The following is a 19,117-nucleotide window of genomic DNA, read 5'->3' on the forward strand; positions in this document are numbered from 1 at the left end:
ATACTCCAATGAAAAGATTATTTGATTTCGCCCTTTCGGCCGTAGTGCTGCTGGCCTTTGCCGTCCCTATTATGATTGTCGCCATCCTTGTCAAACTGACCTCCCCAGGGCCTGCCATTTACTGGTCGGACCGGGTTGGAGTGCGTAACAGAATCTTCCGCATGCCAAAGTTCCGTACGATGCGTATAGACACACCGGCTGTGGCAACGCACTTGCTAAATAATCCTGGACAGTTCCTCACGCCAATAGGCTCCTTCCTGCGCAAGTCCAGCCTTGATGAGTTACCGCAATTGTGGAGTATTCTGCGCGGCGACATGAGTTTTGTCGGTCCTCGCCCTGCCCTGTTCAACCAACAGGATTTGATCGCGCTGCGGACGGAGTACGGCGTCGACCGCATACTACCCGGCCTGACCGGCTGGGCACAGATCAATGGGCGCGATGAATTGCCGATTCCAGAAAAGGTCAAACTTGATCTAGCCTATATGCAGCAGCAGTCATTCTTATTCGACTTGAAAATTATCATCCTGACGGCACTCAAGGTTGTACGCCGTGATGGCGTCACGCATTGATGAGTTTTACATTGGAAACCAGTATGGTTCTTGCAATATCCCAACAGTATGCAGTAAAACCAATGCTAACCCTTATCCTTTCTAAAGTAATTATTCGTCAAAATGAAATTAATTATTGATTTGTCACGCTTTAAAAAACAGCTCATCGCTGTTACAGCTGATTTGATATTCTTGCCATTGACCTTTTGTCTGGCGATTATTTTGCGTTACGATGTAGTTAACCTGAACTTATTCCTCAGCTATTTTTGGATCATCGTTGCGGCACCCATCGTCGCCATCCCCATCTTTATCAAAATCGGCCTGTACCGCGCCGTCATCCGCTTCATCGATCAGAAAATCGTGTATGTGGTCATCTTCGGTGTCACGCTGTCGGTTGCTGTTTTACTGGCATTGGCAGGGTTATTGACGCATATGGCAGGAGTCTCACGCGGCGTATTTGGCATTTATTGGGTGAGTGCCTTGACCTATGTAGTGGCCAGTCGCTTTCTCGCACGGGGTGTGCTGCTACACCAGATGGGACGCCGCTATACTCGCGTCGCCATCTATGGAGCAGGCAAAGCGGGCGTGCAATTGGCCAGTGCCTTGCGTGCAGGCCGCGAGTACATGCCAGTGGCATTCATCGATGATATGAAGGAATTGCGCGATGCAACTATTTCTGGCATCAAAGTCCATCCATCCAATGCGCTTGCCGACGTGATCGAAAAATATGGGGTGAACGAGATACTTCTGGCCATGCCGGCCTTGAACAAAGGCGAACAGAAAAAAATTCTCAATAGCCTTGAACACTTGAAAGTGAAGATCAAGGTTACCCCGCCCGTGGAAAGCCTGGTCAGTGGTGAATTACGCGTGCAAGATGTCCGCGACATCGAAATTGAAGATTTGCTGGGCCGTGACCAGGTGTCGCCCGATCTGTCGCTGATATCCAGTTGCATTATCGGGAAGTCCGTCATGGTAACGGGCGCTGGCGGCTCAATCGGTTCCGAATTGTGTCGCCAGATCATCCGATTGAAACCCTCGCGTCTCGTCTTGCTGGACATGTCCGAATTTGCTTTGTATTCGATCAAGCAGGAGTTAAAGAGCATCAATGAAGGATATGAGTTAGGAGTCAATATACTGCCCTTCCTCGGCAGCGTGCTCGATACCGAAAAATGTCAGCGCATCTTGCAGTCCTTCTCGGTGGAGACGCTATATCATGCGGCGGCCTACAAACACGTGCCGTTAGTAGAGCATAACCCCATTGAGGGAGTACGTAACAATGTATTCGGCACGCTCAGCATTGCCAAGGCGGCGATGGCGGCCCATGTCAAATATTTTGTCCTGATTTCCACGGACAAAGCGGTACGTCCAACCAATGTAATGGGCACAACCAAGCGCCTCGCGGAACTCATTTTGCAGGCATTTACACGCGAACAGAGCCACACGCGCTTTTGTATGGTGCGTTTTGGCAATGTCTTGGGCTCGTCTGGTTCTGTTGTTCCCTTGTTCCGTCGGCAGATCGAGGCCGGTGGTCCCATCACCCTGACGCATCCGGAAATCACACGCTATTTCATGACCATTCCAGAGGCCGCCCAACTTGTCTTACAGGCCGGCGCCATGGGTACCGGCGGTGATGTGTTCGTTCTTGACATGGGCGAGCCCGTGAAAATCATGGATCTGGCTGAACGCATGATCCATTTGAGTGGACTGGAAGTGAAGAGCAAGTCAGCCCCGGATGGTATCGAAATACAGCATGTAGGCCTGCGCCCAGGAGAAAAGCTTTATGAAGAGTTGTTGATTGGAGGCAATGTAGAAGGCACTGAACATCCCCTCATCATGCGGGCAGAGGAGTCGGAAGTACCTTGGCAAGATTTGAAAAATATCTTGGAGGAAATGGATCTTGCATGCAACAACTTCAATTTCGAGGCATTACGGAATCTGCTGCTGCGGGCTGTTCACGAATATGTACCGCAATGTGGTATCGAAGACCTTATCTGGACGGAACAGCAGCGTCAACAGGCTACGTCACAAGATAAGTCGCCATCGCTCCAGGATACCAATTTTTTGACATGAAGCCTACGAGAAACTGAAGACTGCTCTGAATAAAAATGGGGAAAAATGCAGGCAGCGAGACAAGGAAGCTCACAAATTGTAACAAATGCCTATTTCACGCCCCTCATTATTCCCTATAATATTTTGTGAAAAAATCTGCTCTCCGAAAAAACATCGAAACAGAAAAATTAACATCGTGTATTACCCTTGAATTGAAACCAAATACTTTCACTCAATAGCAACTGACTTATTCGTCAGAAATAGCCGTATAAAACAGATGCCCATCAAATACGGCATACTGCGAAGGCATATCAGTTCGACATCTTCAGGCAAGACTGAGCGAGATAACAGGGTAGCCCTTTGAAACATCCTTGCCATCTTCACCGTTAAGAAATGGCAAGCTGGAAAATTAAAAAAGAGAAATTATGGAAAAACATGACGAATTAAATGAAGTGGGATTTTACGTTGAAGACGATGACTTCAACTTAACAAATTTCCTCTCTATCTTATGGAAATCGCGTGGCGTTATCCTAGCGGGAACTGCTTTAGTGACGTTACTTGGCACTTCCAGCGCCTTATTTCTTAGCCGATACCAAAGTGAGGGTTTTTTACAATTTGGAGGTGCTATTCCTGAGAAAAAAATAGAGAAAGACGGAAAAGAAATAAAAGAACAAGCACCCGGTATCGCTTTAGCTGACTACAAGCGCTATTCCTCACCATTAAACACCAGTGAACGTTTTAATGAATTTGCCAGGCAAAACAATATAGAAAATGACCCTACTGTTATCGCTTTGAGCCAGACATTTGCCTCGCGCGGCGGGATTGCGAAGGTGATCGAACCGATCTTTCCGTTCACCAAGCTTGATGCAAAAGAATTGATGAGTAGCACCAAGGATTCCGACAACAATGTCATCGCCGTCTCCATCAACTATGCGGCCAAGACACCGGAAAGCGCGCAACAAGCGGTGAGATTGCTTGGACGATACACAGTCGACACTATTGTTTACATGATTTATACGGATATTTTACGCTTTAAAAATTCCGAAATTTCCGCTGCCATTACCAAGTTGGATAATAAAATCATTGAAAACAAGGAAAAAATCGACTCGTATCAGCGCACAGGCGCCAAGCTGAAGCAGATCGTTACGCGCTATCCGGACGCTGCCGGTCAGGCTTCCCGCCAGCTTGTATCAATCACCGAAGATACGGCACGCTACCTCTCGCCGCTTAGCCAACTGATGACTAGCGAAGTCGAGATTAATGAAGCAAATGAAGCCATCTACAAGGCAAAGCGGGAACAAAAACAGTACATGATTCTTGCAGAATATTATGATCGCGCAAAAGCATTGGCTGAGAGCACAAAATCTGGCGAAGCCATTCTGCGAGGACTGGAACCAATCAAGAAAACCGTTTTTAGCAATAAGGATATGGAAGACGAAACGATCAAGGAAGTCTATAACAAGATCAGTGTCGATAATAGTTCCGCAATTAGTCTTTATCTGGAAAAAACACGGTTTATTGCCGGTCCTAGCCTGCCAAAGAATCGGACAACCCGTACGTCAATCGCCCTGCTAGGCAGCCTGCTTGCAGGCTTGGGTATCTCTATCTTTTTTGTGCTGGGACGTCGCTGGTGGCAGAATAATCGTCAACAACTGCAAGGCTGATTACGATAGTACACGCGGCACTAGCGCTACTAACTGGTTTGACAACCGTCAATACCGGCCGTCGCCGCCACAGCGTCTGAATTTCCTTGCGTCCGGCCACCACAGCCATATCGCGGCGCACGCTAGCTTCCGCTCATAAAAAAACCCAAAAAGTCAGCATTGGACATTTTGGGTTTCATTCATCAATTCAGGGACTGTTGCTACCCGAACTACAACATGCAATAGTTAGTCGCGACAAAAAAGCATCAACTCTTCAATAAGCCACCCAACAACGCGGCCACCTTCTGCTTCGGCTTGGTCGCGGCAGGCGCGATGCTGGCGGCAGCGGGAGCGGCTGCTTTGGCGGGCTCATATGGCTTCAGGAACCAGGGATCGGCCTTCTCACGGCGGGCGCCGGGACCAAAGGCGGGACGCGCACCGCGCTCGGCGGAGCGGCTGTCGCGGCTCTCGCCGGCATGGCGGCCCTCCGGCGCACGCGCGGGACGTGCATCCCCACCTTCGGTGCGGCGTGGCGGGCGGCGCTCGCTGTCGCTGCTGCGGGCAGGAGCCGGGTTGAAGCCCGTCAATTCGCCGCGCTTGATGCTTTGCTTGATGAGTTTCTCGATATCGGCCAGCAAGCGCTCGTCTTTATCGGAATAGATCGAAATGGCGTCACCCGAAGCGCCGGCGCGGCCCGTGCGGCCGATGCGGTGCACATAATCTTCCGCGTTATACGGCAAGTCGAAGTTGATGACGCAAGGCAGGTCGGAAATATCCAGGCCGCGCGCCGCCACGTCGGTGGCCACCAGCACGTCGATCTCGCCCTTCTTGAACGCTTCCAGCGCCGCCATGCGTTCCTGCTGGCTCTTGTCGCCGTGAATCGCCGTGGCGCTCATGCCTTCCTGTTCCAGCACGCGGGCCAGGCGCGAAGCGCCGATCTTGGTGTTCGAGAAGACGATGACCTGCTTCAGGTCGCGCTGGCGCAACAGATGGGCTACCAGGGCATGCTTCTGGTCTTCCGTCACCTTGTAGACCACTTGCGTGACCTTGTCGGCCGTCTGGTTGCTGCGCGCCACTTCGATCGTCAGCGGATCGTTGAGGAAGGTGGCGGCCAGCTTCTTGATTTCTGGCGAGAACGTGGCCGAGAACATCAGGTTCTGGCGCTGCTTCGGCAGCAAGTTGATGATGCGTTGCAAGTCCGGCAGGAAGCCCATGTCCAGCATGCGGTCCGCTTCATCCATGACCAGCATTTGCACCTGGCTCAGGCTGATGTTCTTTTGCTCGATATGGTCGAGCAATCGGCCCGGCGTGGCGATGACGATTTCCACGCCGCCGCGCAGGATGACGGTTTGCGGTTTCATGTCCATGCCGCCGAAGACGACGGTCGAACGCAGCGGCGTGTGCTTGGCGTAAGCCTTGACGTTTTCGGCCACCTGCACCGCCAGTTCACGCGTCGGCGTGAGGATCAGCGCGCGCACCGGGTGGCGCGCCGGCGACATGCTGCTGCTGGCATGCGCCATCAGCAACTGGATGATCGGCAAGGAAAAACCGGCCGTCTTGCCGGTGCCCGTTTGCGCGGCACCCATCACATCGCGGCCTTGCAGCACGACGGGAATCGCTTGTTCCTGGATCGGTGTCGGATGGGTGTAGCCCTGGTCGGTCAGTGCGCGCTGGATTTCAGGCGCCAGGCCAAAGTCGGCAAAAGTCAGGCTGGGAGCAGCGGATGCGGCAGGTGCTGGTGCAGGCGCAGCGGCGGCGGGCGCCGCTTCAGGGGCAATCGCCGGGCTGGGCGTAGGAGTCGATTCGGTTTCAGACATAAATTTTCTGGTGTGCCTCCGCACTGCGGAAGCCATGCTTTCTCAATAAACAACATTTCGGGGCACAGGCAGCTCCGTCTTGCAAGCCATGGATCATTGTTCTTGCGGCACCTCCGTGCTCCGGGACATGCTGGAAGGCGTATGCGGGAGCGTCGAAGAGATGTGCTGCGATGGCGGCGGAGATCGCGCCGGCGGAACATCGCGCGCAGAAGATACAATATCAGTGCTGTAAACGATACCCTAATTCACCGCAACTGTACACGGAAACCGTGATTTTTGAGCAAAAAGCATTCCAGCAATGGCCTGCGGGAATGCCGTATGATGCCGTTCCAATGCCTGCTCCGATCCCTGCCGCTCCGTCCCCTGCCCTCACCATGTTCACCCCGCCCTTAGCCCACGATCCGCAACCGCAGCCACCCAGCAAACCGGGCAGTGACGAGTGCTGCCATAGCGGCTGTACCTTTTGCGTGCTGGAAATGTATCAGGAAGACCTGGCCGCCTACGAAGAGGCCCTGCGGGCCTGGCAGCAGCGCCAGCAAGCCGCTGCCGCGCCCGCTGCCGCAGGCATCAAAAAGCCGCGCAAGCGCGCTTGACTTTATTTACTTAAAAGCTTTCCCACTCATCGACTGGCGCCGCGCGACGCGCCGTGCTGGCCAGTTGACGCGATGCCATTGCTGGCGCTACGGCTGCCGGCGCCTTGACGGTGGCGGGCGCGCGCGGCGGGCGCGCGGCGGCGCTGGCCACGTCAAGCTTGAAGACGCTGACGACGGCGCTCAGGCTGGCAGCCTGCTCCTGCATCGACTCAGCCGCAGCGGCCGCCTCTTCCACCAGGGCCGCATTTTGCTGCGTCACCTGGTCCATCTGAGCGATGGCCTGGTTGACCTGTTCGATACCGGCGCTCTGCTCGCTGCTGGCGGCCGTGATCTCGCTCATGATGTCCGTCACGCGGGTGATACTGGCAACAATGTCATCCATCGTGCGACCCGCCTGGTCCACCAGTTTCGATCCCGCCTCGACTTTCTCGACCGAATCGCCGATCAGGACCTTGATATCCTTGGCCGCCGCGGCCGAGCGTTGCGCCAGGTTGCGCACTTCCGTTGCCACGACGGCAAAGCCGCGCCCCTGTTCGCCTGCGCGCGCCGCCTCGACGGCGGCATTCAAGGCCAGGATATTGGTCTGAAAAGCAATGCCGTCGATGACGGCGATGATGTCGACGATCTTGCGCGACGATTCGTTGATCGACGCCATCGTGCCCACCACTTCGCCGACGACCTTGCCACCTTCGATGGCGATGCTCGACGAGGTCAGCGCCATGGTGTTGGCCTGGCGCGCATTGTTCGCATTCTGCTTCACGGTCGAGGTCAACTCTTCCATCGACGAGGCTGTTTCTTCCAGCGAACTGGCCTGCTCTTCCGTGCGCGACGACAAATCCTGGTTGCCGGCGGCAATCTGGCTCGACGCTGTGGCGATGGTATCGGTGCCGCTGCGTACCTGGCCCACCAGCTTTTGCAGGCTGGCATTCATGTCTTTCAGGGCCTGCATCAACTGCCCCGTTTCGTCTTGCGATTGCACAACGATCTGTGCCGTCAGATCGCCAGCGGCCACCTGGCGCGCCACGCCGACGGCCTCGATCAGCGGACGCGCCACACTGCGCGCCACCCACAGTGCCAGCAGCATGCCGATGACGACGGTGCCCACCACCAAGCCGATCAGGCTGGCACGCGAGGCCGCATAGGTTGCATCGGCGCTGGCGCTCGAGCGCATGCCGCCGTCCGTATTAATCGACACCAGTTTATCGAGGGCCGCCATCATGTCCATCATGACCTTGGTCGATGGCCCCACGGCCAGTGCGCGCGCCTCTTCCTTTTTCATTTCGCGCGACAGGCTCAGCATGGTTGCATGCAGGCGCATGAATTCTTCGTTGAGCGTCAGGAAGCGCTCGAACACTTCCTTCTCGCCCGCTGAGGAAATCAGGCTGCGGTACTTGTCGGCATCGGCCTTCAGCTTGGCCTGGGTTTCCGTCATGCGCGTTTCGTTCTGCGCCATGTCGGCATCCTGCGCGGCCAGCATGTGCGCCAGTTCCCAGCGACGGAAATCGCTGACATCGCTGCGCATATTCATGGCCGTCAGCACGCTGGGCATCCAGTTGTCGGACAGGTCGGTCGATGCGGTATTGATGCGCGCCATGGACAAGATCGCCGACACGCCCAAGGCCGCCGTCAATAACAGCACGGCGCCAAACGACAAGATCAGCTTGGTGGCAATTTTCAAATCAAAAAACCATTTCATGCGTTGCTTTCCTTCATTAAACAAACGGGACAAAGTGAGCAGTGATGGAGAGCAAGCTCATACCGGCACACAAATCAAATTTCCGCAATGCAACATTTTATCACCGTCGTATTGCAGCGCAGAGTGGTTTGATCGCGGCGTGCGGCCAAAGTTCACGCATAGCGGCAAGGTCGGCGTTTTTTACTCAAGCACGCTTGTTTCCACAGGGAAAAATGCAGCAGCAGGCGTAGGAGTCGGATGACACGGGGCAATGTTCCTAGCCTACATAAGCACGTCGGCTCATCCGATGCCCGCCGGCGCCCCCTGGTTCTATAGTGGATACAAGATTCAGCACAACGCTAGCAAGCCATAAAAGCAGCGCCATCCAACAAAATCAGAAGACGAGGCCCTACCATGTACAAAGCTTATAGCAACCTGACACCAGCAACGAATGCCCACGCAGCCGCCCAGCACAACTGGCAAGCCGCTCCCGCCACACCCATGATCAGCATCACGGGCGCGCAACAGAACGAATTGCTGCGTGCCTTGTCGCGCGCCGATCTGGAGCGCCTGTTTTGCCAACTGGAATTGGTCGCTTTGCCTGCCGGCAAGCACCTGTTCGATTGCGGCGGCAAGATTGAATACACGTATTTCCCTACCAATGCCATCGTTTCCCTGCTGTATGTGATGGAAGACGGCGCCACCACCGAGATCGCCGTCGTCGGCCGCGAAGGCGTGGCCGGCGTGGTGCTGTACGAAGCCGAGCGCGCCACCTGCACGGCCATCGTGCAAACGGCCGGCTACGGCTACCGTCTGAAAACGGCCTTCCTGCGCGAAGTGTTCAATGAAGGCGGCGCCCTGGCGCAATTGCTGATGCGCTACACCAGCGCCATGTTTGCGCAAATGGCGCAGAACGTGGTGGGGGGCCGCCATTGCAGCATCGAACAAAAACTGTGCCGCTGGCTGCTGGATCGCCTCGACCGTTCCCTGTCGAACGAGCTGAAGGTGACGCAAGACACCATGGCCAACATGCTGGGCGTGCGCCGCGAAAGCATCACCGTCACGGCCCGCAAGCTGCAGGACGAAGGCTTGATCCAGTACCGCCGCGGCACGGTCGAAGTACTCGACCGCGAAGGCCTGGAAGCGGCCGCCGGCAATTGCTACAAGGCCGCCCGCGCCGGTTTCGAACAATTCCGCAGCGGCATCAGCGCACACAATTAAGCACCATGCTGGCAAACGGGCAGGCAAGCGGGTATCGTAGGCATTCCCGCTGACTTCCCCGGAGACTGGCCATGAAACTGATCGGCATGCTCGACTCGCCCTATGTGCGCAGGGTCGCCATCTGTTTGCAACTGCAGGGCATTAACTACGAGCACTTGCCGCTGTCCGTGTTCCGCAACATGGACGCCGTGCGCGAAATCAATCCCGTCATCAAGGTGCCGACCCTGGTCCTGGACAACGGGCAGGTGCTGATGGATTCCACCCTGATCCTGCAATATCTGTCGCTGCTGCGCCCCGCCACTTCTGTCCCCGACCTCACAGACAGCGTGCGCGCACTGCGCCTGACAGGCTTGGCGCTGGCCGCCTATGAAAAGGCCGTGCAAATCGTCTACGAACGCAAGCTGCGCCCGCTCGACAAGCAGCACGCGCCATGGCTGGAACGGGTCAGCATGCAACTGCACGCCGCGTGCAACCTGCTGGAACAGGAGTGCGCGCGCCTGCCTCTGCCTGGAGAGACGGGCACCATCGACCAGGTGGGCGTGACCATCGCCGTCGGCTGGAGCTTTGCCCTGCTGGAAACGCCCGATATCGTCAAACCGGCCGACTACCCGGACGTCCACGCCTACACCCGCTCGGCGGAAACCCTGCCTGCCTTCCTGGCCACGCCGCCAGTCTGAACCACCGGGCGAACTGCCTGCGGCAGGTGCGGCCCCAGCAGGCACGCACCCGGTACAATATTGGTATTCCCCTATCTGGCGCGCCCAACAGCGCGGCGCGCCGGCACCATGAAAGAATGAATGGAAGACATCAATTGCGAAGGCTTGCCGCACATCCGCGTACTGGCAGGCGAAAACACCGACGGCCCCGTGTATGAGACCCTGCCGGCGCGCCAGATCGACGAGCACGTCTACGAACTGCTGGCCTCACCCGGCCTGACCCTGAACCTGGCGCGCGGCGACATCGTCAGCATCGCCGACCCGCTCGCCCCCGCCGAAGTATTAAAACGCGGCGGCAACTTCTGCATCCAGATCTATGCCGACGACGTGTCGCAAGAGGCAGTGAACCAGCTCGAACGCGACGTACAAAGCCAGCTGGGCGGCACCATGGATGGCCAGTACAAGGGCAACCTCACCTTCAGCGTGCCGGGACACCACGGCATCTACAACGTCAACGGCCCCTTCGACGCCTTCCGCGAAGCGACGGGCGTGGAATGGTACTTCGCCAACATCTACGTCAACCTCGATGACGACGATGATGAAACCTTGCTTAACTGGTGGGTGGATATGTAAGGTTGCCCGTGCGCCAGGCGGGGTCATGACTCGCGTCAATGCGTCGTATTGCCCTGGCGCACATCAAGATACCTGCCTGCATCTTGCGTACGCTCTCTCTACCGTCAACCACAGAGAGAAACGCTATGCCCTACATTGCGCGTGCCGACTATGCAAAGCAAAAAGAGATCGTAGGAAATGGCGAGTGCGTCACCCTCGCCAGGCACCTCACTGGCGCCCGTGCCTCATCGCTTTTGAGCGAAGGAGACAAAGTGCCGGACCTGTTGGAAAAAGGTGGCATCGCGAAAGGCACGCTGATTGCCACCTTCGTCAATGGCCGCTATCAGAATTTGCGGCAGGGTAACCATGCAGCGCTCTTCATTCGCCAGGTGCCTGGCGGCATTGAAATTTTCGACCAGTGGCGCAACCACAAACCGAGCGCCCGCGTGATCCACTTTGGCCGTTCGGCGGCAGGAGCATCGAATCGCCCTGAGCTCTATTCGGTGGTCGAATGAAGCCGCTCGCACTGCTGGCATTGGCTATCGCGGCCACGACGATGCAGCCAACTGCAGCAGCCCCTCTTTCTTGCCCGCAAGCAGCTCCATCGACCTGGAACCTGTCCGTCACCAGGCTCGACAGCGTGCGCGTGCTGTCCTATCCGGCGGATCAGCCTCCGGTGGATGGCGGAGCCTTGCCTATCCTGGCCCCGATCAGGGAGTGGACACGTGCCGGCACCTTGTATCAACGCTGGAATATCAATTTCGATGCTCCCCACTATCTGTTCCAAGTGGACTGCCTGTATGCCGGTACCGAACGCTACCTGCGCATGGATTTGCCTGGAGTCAAACAGTGCACCGCAGCCATTCAACAGCGAACAAAGATAATAAGTTTTCAGTGCAAATAGTGCGCTGGGCCGAATTTCTCATGCATGCTCATGGGAAAAACGGAGTGCATGTGACAAGTCTGGCAGCAGTAGTAGCGGATCGCCCGCGCAGGGCACGGCCAACCGAACTCATCGCTACGTGCTACGATGCAAGACAAGTTCCTTTCAATGACACGCCATGAAATACAAGCTATTCCTGTTTGACCTCGACGATACCCTGCTCGACTTCCGGGCCTCCGAAAAACGCTCGTTCCTGCACACCATGCACGAACTGGGCTTGCGCGACAACATCGACGCGCTGTTTTCCCAATACCAGGCGATCAACGTCGACCTGTGGAGACGTTTCGAAACGGGTGACGTGACCAAAGATTTCCTGAAAGTGGAGCGCTTCCGCAAGACGTTTGCGCTGAACGGCATCGCCATCGATCCGGAACTGGCCAGCCGTTTATATCTGGACTCCCTGCCGGACACGGTCGTGCTCATCGATGGCGCCAGAGAAGTGTGCGAAACGCTGTCGCGCATCGGCGAAGTGGGCATCATCACCAACGGCGTCGACTCCATCCAGAACCGCCGCATCGCCGCCTCCGGCCTGAGCGACTACATCTCCTTCGTCGCCACCTCCGAAGCGTGCGGCCATGCCAAGCCGGACGTGCGCTTCTTCGAATACGCCGCCAACATGGCGCGCGCATTCAGCAAGGATACGACCATCATCATCGGCGACCGCCTGGACGCCGACATCCTGGGCGCCAACCGCTACGGCATAGCCAGCTGCTGGTTCAACCCGGACAGCATGGCCAATACCTCGGCCGCCATTCCCACCTATGAAGTGGCCAGCCTGCATGACATCGTGCCGGCGCTGGACGTGATACCGGTGAACTTGAAACAGGCTTGATCGCCAACAAGCGCAGCACCTGAAATACGCTGGCAGCGGCACGAAAACGCGCCGCTACTCGCGTACCATCAGGACTCGTCCATATTGGTGCCAGCTTATGCCTTCCTACACCGTCCTGCTCGCCATCGCGGCATTGATCCTGTTCTTTGCCATGCTGGCCACGCGCCAGGCTGCCAAGTCGCGCAAGCCGCTGAGGCTGCAAAGAAAACCCGTCATGACGGCGCGCGAACAACAGATGTACCACCTGCTGCATACGGCCTTGCCGGAGTGCACGGTACTGGCACAAGTGGCATTTTCCGCGCTGGTGACGGCGAAGGGATGGGCAAACAGAAACCGTTTTGACCGCAAGGTGGCCGATTTTGTTCTGTGCAGCCAGCAACTGCACGTCATTGCCGTCATCGAGCTCGACGACCGCAGCCACGCCGGCCGCGAACGCCAGGACAGGGAGCGCGACGCCATGCTCAGGCTGGCAGGCTATGTGACCTTGCGCTATCTCACCTTCCCCACCCAGCAGGCGCTGCGCGCCGACATCGAGCAACTGCTGCTGAAAAAGGCCGGCGTCGTATCTGCCTGATGACACCATCCAGGCATCAATCGCGCGTCAGCACTTCCAGCAATTCAATCTCGAAGATCAAATTGGAATGCGGCGGAATCAATCCCACCTGCCGCTCACCATATGCCAGCGCCGCCGGCACCCACAGCTTGCGCGTGCCGCCCACCTGCATGCCGTGCAAACCCAAAATCCAGCCCTGAATCACCTTGTTATTACTCAACACACAGCGGAAAGGCTCGCCCCGCTCGTGCGACGAGTCAAACTCCGTCCCATCTTCCAGCCAGCCCCGGTAGTGAGCAGTCACCAGCGCACCACGCGCCGCCGCCTTGCCATCACCCACCACGATATCTTCCATCTTCACTTCAGCCGTCATCTCGTTTCATCCTTCATCAATCGCTATGCCGCGATTGTACGACAGCACGAAAAAAGCCCCGGCAGTCACCTGTCGGGGCTCGTTCTATTCTTGCTAAATTCTGGTGGGCCTCCCGTGAGTCGAACACGGCACCAACGGATTATGAGTCCCTACTGACGCACAACAATATCCAACTTTACGTTACTTTACAAGGACTTAGCATCCTTTGTAGCACTTTACCACTGCGTTACACAACTATGTGGTTGAACCTTTGTTGAACCCAGCTTTATGCGGTTACTTCTGAACAGCTACCAGCCAACTGCACCTACAGATAAAAAAAGCCCGCATTTGTGCGGGCTTGACTCAACTTATAAAATTTAAATCGGACAAAATTGCAGAGAAAGCAAGTTATCCGACCAAACTCCATCAGCGTAAGTACGCAGGTAAGGTGGCTGACCATCAACAACACCTACGTTAGCACGGTTGCCACGAGCATCTTTCACATAAAACGTATGCTCTTTGTTTCTGATCATTGCGACAGCTTGTGCCACAGTAAGGCGCGAACTCCAAACCCCTGGGTTTCCAACATGAGTGATATGTTCATGGCGACCATTGGTATGAGACAAGTTAATACAAGTAATTTGGCAATCAGCCATATCAAAGCTCCTTTGAGTTGATGACATAGAAACAATAAAATAGTCCCGTTCTTCTCATTTGGCGATTGACAAGCGCCATCAGCTAGATAAACTTTGATTTCCACGTCGAAGCATATCCAAACGGGTATTCTTTGTGGGGGTTGTTCTAAGGAACTTCCCCCAACCTCCCTCGCCTCACACCACTAGATGTAGTACCAAAGCCAACGATTACCCTAATTGTAGGCCATTCTTCTCTCTGGTTGTCATACCCGTGTAGATTTTTTTACAGCATTTCCGCTTGACTTTCTCAAACTTGCTCTGCCGCGTACGCTCCACGAGAGCAATTACTCACACATAACCACACATCTAATTGCAAATACCGTCGCAAATATACAACACACAAGCAAAATTTTTTACTGTTTAAAAAACCAGTAGTTTTTACTGTCATTTTCATTCGTTGTCTAGCGGTTGCGTATAGCAAACCAGCTGGCATCGTCGCTCGCCGGCAAGACCGGCCAAAACCCTCCTACATGCAACCGTGGGGCAAAAAGGGTTCCGCTTCGCTTCAGCCCTCACGCGCCTCAAATCGCCCTTTTTTCGGTACGCTAGCACCAGGGGTGGCAAGCAATACGAGAACCACTTGATGTAATACGCCACTACCAACTGGCACCATACTGGCCTTCTCATTACACTTGGCTTATCAGGCATGCCAGATATTGCTATGGGCGATTTACCTTGAATCAAGCAGCCAACGCTAGCGTCCTCTACTAGGATCTCGCCTGGGTGGACAGGACGCATACCACTCTTGAACATGATGTACTCCACTTCAGTATAGAGCCACATTCCTAAGTAATCTGATGCGTGTCTCACCTCAACCATCATACGAATGCAGTACCAAATTACTTGACAGAAAAGTAATTTCATGTAAATATAGTTTCATTGGGGAAACATGAATTCCTCATTAACAACTATCGAAAGGTGTTCATGACTAAGAAGTTCGTTGCTACCTGGTTCTATGCTCCACTATCCACCTATCAGAAAAAAGAAGGGGTTATTTTTAAAGAAGTTGTAGAATATTCAAACCATCGCCTTGTCGACTTAGATCAATTTTCTCACCTGATTGCAGAAAAATATGAAGAATTGGACGAGAACGGCTATGACGTTGTAAACGTAATACCTATCACAATAGGGCAGTCAGAAAATTGTACGCAATCTAATGGAAATTACGTCGGAGATGTCGGCTTTTCAATTACGCGTGGTGCTGTAGTTGTCGGCAAACGTCGCATTGACTAATTTACAAAGCGTCTAAATATTACCGGGTTCCAAACTTGCGACAACAACCGGCTGGCATCGTCGCTGGCCGGGACGACCGGCCAAAACGCTCCTACATGCCACCGTGGAGTAAAAAGGGTTCCGTGTTGATTTGCAGCGAAATCTGACCCACTTCACCGCATAATTTGCACACGAAACTGACCCACGTATAAGACACAATCCTGCTCATGACATTGAGTGGGGAATTGGAGTGATCGACGTGGCATTACTAGGCATTATTCGACGCTGGCACATTCGCGACCAGGTCCCTTTGAGAGAGATCGCCAGGCGTTTGGGCATCTCTAGAAACACCGTCCGACGCTATCTGCGATCGGAAACCATTGAGCCAGCCTACTCTGAGCGGCGCTCCGTCCGGGCCATCGACAAATACGCGTTTCAGCTTTCTGCGCTCCTAAAAACCGAGGCGGCGCGATCACGCAAGCAGCGGCGCACGCTGAAACAGATCCATGAAGACTTGAAGGAATTGGGATTTGAGGGGTCTTACGACAGGGTCGCGGCGTTCGCGAGGACATGGAGGGAGGGTCAAACTGAGAGGGTCAATCCGGCCAGCAAACGAACACCACATTCTCAGGCACACGTTTGCAAGCCACTTCATGATGAATGGCGGAAATATACTTGCGTTGCAAAAAGTGCTCGGGCATCAAAGTCTCACGATGACGATGCGATATGCACATCTTTCACCAGAGCATTTACAAGAAACACGTCACCTCAATCCACTCTCTCGGCTCAGCTAAGTTAAGCAGAGAAGTCTGCAACTTACGCGTTGAACTTTCGTTGAACCTTTTTAAAAATGGATAAAAAAAAGGAGTTGCGAACAATCGCAACTCCTTGATTTTAATCATAATTCTGGTGGGCCTCCCGTGAGTCGAACACGGCACCAACGGATTATGAGTCCGCTGCTCTAACCAAGCATGAGCTAGAGGCCCAGGGGACTGCGGCGTGGCGGCGCTGTTGATGCCCGCCTCGCGCGGCCGTTTTGGAAACGGACACGCGAGGATAGGGGTATCAGGGGCGTACGTCAAGCCCTATTGGCTTCTAGTTGCCTTCCAAGAAGCTTTTCAGCTTGTCGGAGCGCGATGGGTGGCGCAGCTTGCGCAGCGCCTTGGCTTCGATCTGGCGGATGCGCTCGCGCGTCACGTCAAATTGCTTGCCCACTTCTTCCAGCGTGTGGTCGGTGGACATCTCGATGCCGAAACGCATGCGCAGCACTTTCGCTTCGCGTGGCGTCAGGGAATCGAGCACGTCCTTGACGACGCCGCGCATGGACGCGTGCAGGGCTGCGTCGGCCGGCGCCAGGGTGTTGTTGTCCTCGATGAAGTCGCCCAGGTGGGAATCGTCGTCGTCGCCGATCGGCGTTTCCATCGAGATCGGTTCCTTGGCGATTTTCATGATCTTGCGGATCTTGTCCTCGGGCATTTCCATCTTGATCGCCAGGGTGGCCGGATCGGGTTCCGCGCCCGTTTCCTGCAGGATCTGGCGCGAGATCCGGTTCATCTTGTTGATCGTCTCGATCATGTGCACGGGAATGCGGATCGTGCGCGCCTGGTCGGCGATCGAGCGCGTAATGGCCTGGCGGATCCACCAGGTCGCATACGTGGAGAACTTGTAGCCGCGGCGGTACTCGAACTTGTCGACGGCCTTCATCAGGCCGATATTGCCTTCCTGGATCAGGTCGAGGAATTGCAGGCCGCGGTTCGTGTATTTCTTGGCGATCGAAATAACCAGGCGCAAGTTGGCCTCCGTCATTTCGCGCTTGGCCTTGCGCGCCTTCATTTCACCGGCCGCCATCTGGCGGTTGATGTTGCGCAAGTCAGGCAGCGGTAGTACAACGCGCGCTTGCAGGTCGATCAGGCGTTGCTGCAGTTCCTTGACCGTCGGAATGTTACGGCCCAGGATGGCGCTGTACGCGTGTCCTGCGTTGACTTCGCCATCGACCCAGTCGAGGTTGGTTTCATTGCCCGGGAAAACCTTGATGAAGTGGGCGCGCGGCATGCCGCAGCGATTCACGGCCACGTCGAGGATCTGCTTTTCGATATGGCGCACTTCGTCGACCTGGCCACGCAGGGTGTCGCACAGCTTTTCCACGACCTTGGCCGTGAAACGGATGCCCAGCAATTCTTGCGAAATGGCTTCCTGCGCCTTGGCGTACGGTTTCGAGTTGTAGCCCTCTTTCTCGAAGGCGCGGCGCATCTTGTCGAATTGCTGCGAAATGATGGCGAATTTTTCCAGCGCCGTGCGTTTCAGGGTTTCCAGCTGCTCGGCGGAGAAACCGGCCGCGCCCGAAGCGCTCGCTTCTTCTTCCTCTTCTTCTTCCTCTTCTTCCGCTTCGCCTTCTTCCTCGTCTTCTTCGACGGGCGCGGCCACGACAGGGGCGGCGGCAACCGGTTCATTTTCATCGACGAGGCCATCGACGATTTCGTCGATCTTGATCTCTTCGTTGGCGATGCGGTCGGCGGCGGCGATGATCTCGGCGATCGTCACGGGGCAGGCGGAAATGGCCTGGATCATGTCTTTCAGGCCATCTTCGATGCGCTTGGCAATCTCGATCTCGCCTTCGCGCGTCAGCAGCTCAACCGAGCCCATTTCGCGCATGTACATGCGCACGGGGTCGGTGGTGCGGCCGAAGTCGGAATCGACGGTCGACAATGCGGCCTCGGCTGCCGCTTCCGCCTCGTCGTCGCTGGTGACGACGGCAACGTTATCGGACAACAACAACGTTTCCGCATCGGGCGCGTGCTCGTAGACGGCAATGCCCATGTCATTGAAGGTACCGATGATGCCTTCGATGGCTTCCGGATCGACGATGTTTTCAGGCAAGTGATCGTTGATTTCCGCGTAGGTCAGGAAACCGCGTTCCTTGCCGAACTTGATCAGGGTCTTGAGTTTCTGGCGCCGGCGCTCGAGTTCTTCCTCGCTCGCTTCCGTGTCGGACGAGAACGCGTCCTTCAGCAGTGCGCGCTCTTTCGCCTTGCGGTCCTTGGCCTTGGCCTTGTCGACGGCCTTCAGTTCGGCCCGCTCGACGGCGTTCAGGGCGGCGACTTCATCATTTTCTGGCTGGAATTCTTTAGGCTTGCGGCCGCGGCGGCCTGGCACTTTTACCGACGGCAAGACATAACCGGACGTATCGATCGCGGCCAGGGTGGCGGCGTCGGTGGTCTGGCTGACCACGGGCGCGCTGGTGACGCGCGCTTCTGGCCGGTCGAGCGCCTTTTCGGCTTTCGTGGTAACTTTAGTGGGCTTTGCAGCCGCTTTGGATTCGGGTTTCTTGATTGGCACAGGCGCTTTCGATTACACAACGACTTGCTTTACGGTGGATTAGGATAAAGTTTGCTGCCAGTTCCCTGTTTACCTGCGGGAACCACCATCTTCGAACCTGCCGACTACGCAAATTCGACACTGTTACGTTACTTACACCTCATCGGCCACGATCCGCGGGAAGCGCAGCAATTCCTGTCCACCGGCTGTTGCCAGCCGCCTCGGCAAAAATTCCTGCATCGACCGCGTTGGGAGCGAGAGCCTGGCGCGGCTTGCCAGCGTCTGCGAGCCTTGCCCGCAACGCCGAAAGCGCCTGTTGGCCCTGGCTGCCGACACGATCCACCGCGCCGATCAAGAGCCTAACTTACTGAAAACAAATACTATTTACGAAACAGAACTAG

Annotated in this window: 18 protein-coding genes, 1 tRNA gene and 1 pseudogene; 14 read left to right on the top strand and 6 right to left on the bottom strand. The window is 55.6% G+C overall.

From position 1 onward, the window contains the following. Nucleotides 1-8 precede the first annotated feature (8 nt). The 3 genes from AC4BCN_RS25025 (at nt 9) to AC4BCN_RS25035 (ending at nt 4,261) form a co-directional block, all read left to right on the top strand. The gene (locus AC4BCN_RS25025) at nt 9-569 is read left to right on the top strand and encodes a sugar transferase (protein WP_072455150.1); all 561 of its coding nucleotides are present in this window, start codon (nt 9-11) and stop codon (nt 567-569) included. A gap of 102 nt (nt 570-671) precedes the next feature. Next, entirely contained in the window at nt 672-2,618 is a 1,947-nt protein-coding gene (locus AC4BCN_RS25030) for a polysaccharide biosynthesis protein (RefSeq protein WP_072455149.1), read from the top strand. A 404-nt stretch (nt 2,619-3,022) separates the two neighbouring features. Next, entirely contained in the window at nt 3,023-4,261 is a 1,239-nt protein-coding gene (locus tag AC4BCN_RS25035) for a GumC domain-containing protein (protein ID WP_072455148.1), read from the top strand. A 245-nt stretch (nt 4,262-4,506) separates the two neighbouring features. On the opposite strand, the gene AC4BCN_RS25040 is transcribed toward AC4BCN_RS25035, so the two are convergent. Further along, nucleotides 4,507-6,057, bottom strand: a complete 1,551-nt coding sequence (locus AC4BCN_RS25040; protein ID WP_490492008.1) for a DEAD/DEAH box helicase — start codon at nt 6,055-6,057, stop codon at nt 4,507-4,509. A gap of 170 nt (nt 6,058-6,227) precedes the next feature. Here AC4BCN_RS25040 and AC4BCN_RS25045 point away from each other — a divergent pair, with 170 nt between their 5' ends. Continuing rightward, nucleotides 6,228-6,650, top strand: coding sequence for an oxidoreductase-like domain-containing protein (locus AC4BCN_RS25045; RefSeq protein WP_490492009.1), 423 nt, complete (start codon nt 6,228-6,230; stop codon nt 6,648-6,650). A 10-nt stretch (nt 6,651-6,660) separates the two neighbouring features. Here AC4BCN_RS25045 and AC4BCN_RS25050 read toward each other — a convergent pair whose 3' ends face one another. Beyond that, on the bottom strand, nt 6,661-8,346 hold the full coding sequence (locus AC4BCN_RS25050; RefSeq protein ID WP_490492010.1) for a methyl-accepting chemotaxis protein: 1,686 nt from the start codon (nt 8,344-8,346) through the stop codon (nt 6,661-6,663). 480 nt (nt 8,347-8,826) lie between these two features. Here AC4BCN_RS25050 and AC4BCN_RS25055 point away from each other — a divergent pair, with 480 nt between their 5' ends. From AC4BCN_RS25055 to AC4BCN_RS25085, 7 genes are all read left to right on the top strand, one after another. Next, nucleotides 8,827-9,546 (top strand): Crp/Fnr family transcriptional regulator, encoded by a 720-nt coding sequence (locus tag AC4BCN_RS25055; RefSeq protein ID WP_034747863.1) that lies wholly within the window; start codon nt 8,827-8,829, stop codon nt 9,544-9,546. A gap of 71 nt (nt 9,547-9,617) precedes the next feature. Further along, a complete protein-coding gene (locus tag AC4BCN_RS25060) occupies nt 9,618-10,223 on the top strand; it encodes a glutathione S-transferase (protein WP_490492011.1) in 606 nt (201 codons plus the stop codon). Between the two features lie 120 nt (nt 10,224-10,343). Continuing rightward, nucleotides 10,344-10,835: a DUF4265 domain-containing protein gene (locus tag AC4BCN_RS25065; protein WP_456130064.1), complete on the top strand. Its 492-nt coding sequence runs from the start codon at nt 10,344-10,346 to the stop codon at nt 10,833-10,835. Nucleotides 10,836-10,960: 125 nt separating this feature from the next. Continuing rightward, nucleotides 10,961-11,329: a BPSL0067 family protein gene (locus AC4BCN_RS25070; protein WP_490492012.1), complete on the top strand. Its 369-nt coding sequence runs from the start codon at nt 10,961-10,963 to the stop codon at nt 11,327-11,329. Continuing rightward, nucleotides 11,326-11,718 carry an STY0301 family protein gene (locus AC4BCN_RS25075; RefSeq protein WP_034746993.1) on the top strand — a complete coding sequence of 131 codons (393 nt, stop codon included), beginning with the start codon at nt 11,326-11,328 and terminating at the stop codon, nt 11,716-11,718. The genes AC4BCN_RS25070 and AC4BCN_RS25075 overlap by 4 nt, the downstream gene beginning before the upstream one ends. A gap of 157 nt (nt 11,719-11,875) precedes the next feature. Then, the gene (locus AC4BCN_RS25080) at nt 11,876-12,589 is read left to right on the top strand and encodes a YjjG family noncanonical pyrimidine nucleotidase (protein WP_331777010.1); all 714 of its coding nucleotides are present in this window, start codon (nt 11,876-11,878) and stop codon (nt 12,587-12,589) included. A gap of 97 nt (nt 12,590-12,686) precedes the next feature. After that, on the top strand, nt 12,687-13,163 hold the full coding sequence (locus AC4BCN_RS25085) for a DUF2726 domain-containing protein (protein WP_338679649.1): 477 nt from the start codon (nt 12,687-12,689) through the stop codon (nt 13,161-13,163). A gap of 16 nt (nt 13,164-13,179) precedes the next feature. On the opposite strand, the gene AC4BCN_RS25090 is transcribed toward AC4BCN_RS25085, so the two are convergent. Both AC4BCN_RS25090 and AC4BCN_RS25095 read right to left on the bottom strand, forming a co-directional pair. Then, nucleotides 13,180-13,515, bottom strand: coding sequence for an FKBP-type peptidyl-prolyl cis-trans isomerase (locus AC4BCN_RS25090; RefSeq protein WP_331777012.1), 336 nt, complete (start codon nt 13,513-13,515; stop codon nt 13,180-13,182). Between the two features lie 356 nt (nt 13,516-13,871). Next, nucleotides 13,872-14,150, bottom strand: coding sequence for a DUF3892 domain-containing protein (locus tag AC4BCN_RS25095; protein ID WP_338679650.1), 279 nt, complete (start codon nt 14,148-14,150; stop codon nt 13,872-13,874). 963 nt (nt 14,151-15,113) lie between these two features. Between AC4BCN_RS25095 and AC4BCN_RS25100 the strand changes: the two genes are divergently transcribed. The 3 genes and pseudogenes from AC4BCN_RS25100 (at nt 15,114) to AC4BCN_RS25110 (ending at nt 16,195) form a co-directional block, all read left to right on the top strand. Then, a complete protein-coding gene (locus AC4BCN_RS25100; protein WP_338679651.1) occupies nt 15,114-15,422 on the top strand; it encodes a hypothetical protein in 309 nt (102 codons plus the stop codon). A 229-nt stretch (nt 15,423-15,651) separates the two neighbouring features. Then, nucleotides 15,652-15,981, top strand: a pseudogene (locus AC4BCN_RS25105) (helix-turn-helix domain-containing protein); the annotation flags it as partial. A gap of 76 nt (nt 15,982-16,057) precedes the next feature. After that, on the top strand, nt 16,058-16,195 hold the full coding sequence (locus AC4BCN_RS25110; protein ID WP_425324064.1) for a hypothetical protein: 138 nt from the start codon (nt 16,058-16,060) through the stop codon (nt 16,193-16,195). 113 nt (nt 16,196-16,308) lie between these two features. Here AC4BCN_RS25110 and AC4BCN_RS25115 read toward each other — a convergent pair. Together AC4BCN_RS25115 and rpoD are read right to left on the bottom strand one after the other, a co-directional pair. Beyond that, nucleotides 16,309-16,387 (bottom strand) — tRNA-Ile (locus AC4BCN_RS25115). 109 nt (nt 16,388-16,496) lie between these two features. Beyond that, complete coding sequence (gene rpoD, locus AC4BCN_RS25120) at nt 16,497-18,737, bottom strand: RNA polymerase sigma factor RpoD (RefSeq protein ID WP_034746980.1); 2,241 nt, start codon at nt 18,735-18,737, stop codon at nt 16,497-16,499. Nucleotides 18,738-19,117: the final 380 nt, after the last annotated feature.

Source organism: Janthinobacterium sp. Bl 1, from assembly GCF_058215535.1.

Coding starts and splice junctions, on each gene's coding strand:
- AC4BCN_RS25080 (WP_331777010.1), top strand. CDS start 11,876: ATGAAATACAAGCTATTCCTGTTTGACCTCGACGATACCCTGCTCGAC.
- AC4BCN_RS25040 (WP_490492008.1), bottom strand. CDS start 6,057: ATGTCTGAAACCGAATCGACTCCTACGCCCAGCCCGGCGATTGCCCCT.
- AC4BCN_RS25025 (WP_072455150.1), top strand. CDS start 9: ATGAAAAGATTATTTGATTTCGCCCTTTCGGCCGTAGTGCTGCTGGCC.
- AC4BCN_RS25085 (WP_338679649.1), top strand. CDS start 12,687: ATGCCTTCCTACACCGTCCTGCTCGCCATCGCGGCATTGATCCTGTTC.
- AC4BCN_RS25060 (WP_490492011.1), top strand. CDS start 9,618: ATGAAACTGATCGGCATGCTCGACTCGCCCTATGTGCGCAGGGTCGCC.
- AC4BCN_RS25070 (WP_490492012.1), top strand. CDS start 10,961: ATGCCCTACATTGCGCGTGCCGACTATGCAAAGCAAAAAGAGATCGTA.
- AC4BCN_RS25030 (WP_072455149.1), top strand. CDS start 672: ATGAAATTAATTATTGATTTGTCACGCTTTAAAAAACAGCTCATCGCT.
- AC4BCN_RS25100 (WP_338679651.1), top strand. CDS start 15,114: ATGACTAAGAAGTTCGTTGCTACCTGGTTCTATGCTCCACTATCCACC.
- AC4BCN_RS25095 (WP_338679650.1), bottom strand. CDS start 14,150: ATGGCTGATTGCCAAATTACTTGTATTAACTTGTCTCATACCAATGGT.
- AC4BCN_RS25110 (WP_425324064.1), top strand. CDS start 16,058: ATGAATGGCGGAAATATACTTGCGTTGCAAAAAGTGCTCGGGCATCAA.
- AC4BCN_RS25090 (WP_331777012.1), bottom strand. CDS start 13,515: ATGACGGCTGAAGTGAAGATGGAAGATATCGTGGTGGGTGATGGCAAG.
- AC4BCN_RS25035 (WP_072455148.1), top strand. CDS start 3,023: ATGGAAAAACATGACGAATTAAATGAAGTGGGATTTTACGTTGAAGAC.
- AC4BCN_RS25045 (WP_490492009.1), top strand. CDS start 6,228: ATGGCGGCGGAGATCGCGCCGGCGGAACATCGCGCGCAGAAGATACAA.
- AC4BCN_RS25050 (WP_490492010.1), bottom strand. CDS start 8,346: ATGAAATGGTTTTTTGATTTGAAAATTGCCACCAAGCTGATCTTGTCG.
- AC4BCN_RS25065 (WP_456130064.1), top strand. CDS start 10,344: ATGGAAGACATCAATTGCGAAGGCTTGCCGCACATCCGCGTACTGGCA.
- AC4BCN_RS25075 (WP_034746993.1), top strand. CDS start 11,326: ATGAAGCCGCTCGCACTGCTGGCATTGGCTATCGCGGCCACGACGATG.
- AC4BCN_RS25055 (WP_034747863.1), top strand. CDS start 8,827: ATGATCAGCATCACGGGCGCGCAACAGAACGAATTGCTGCGTGCCTTG.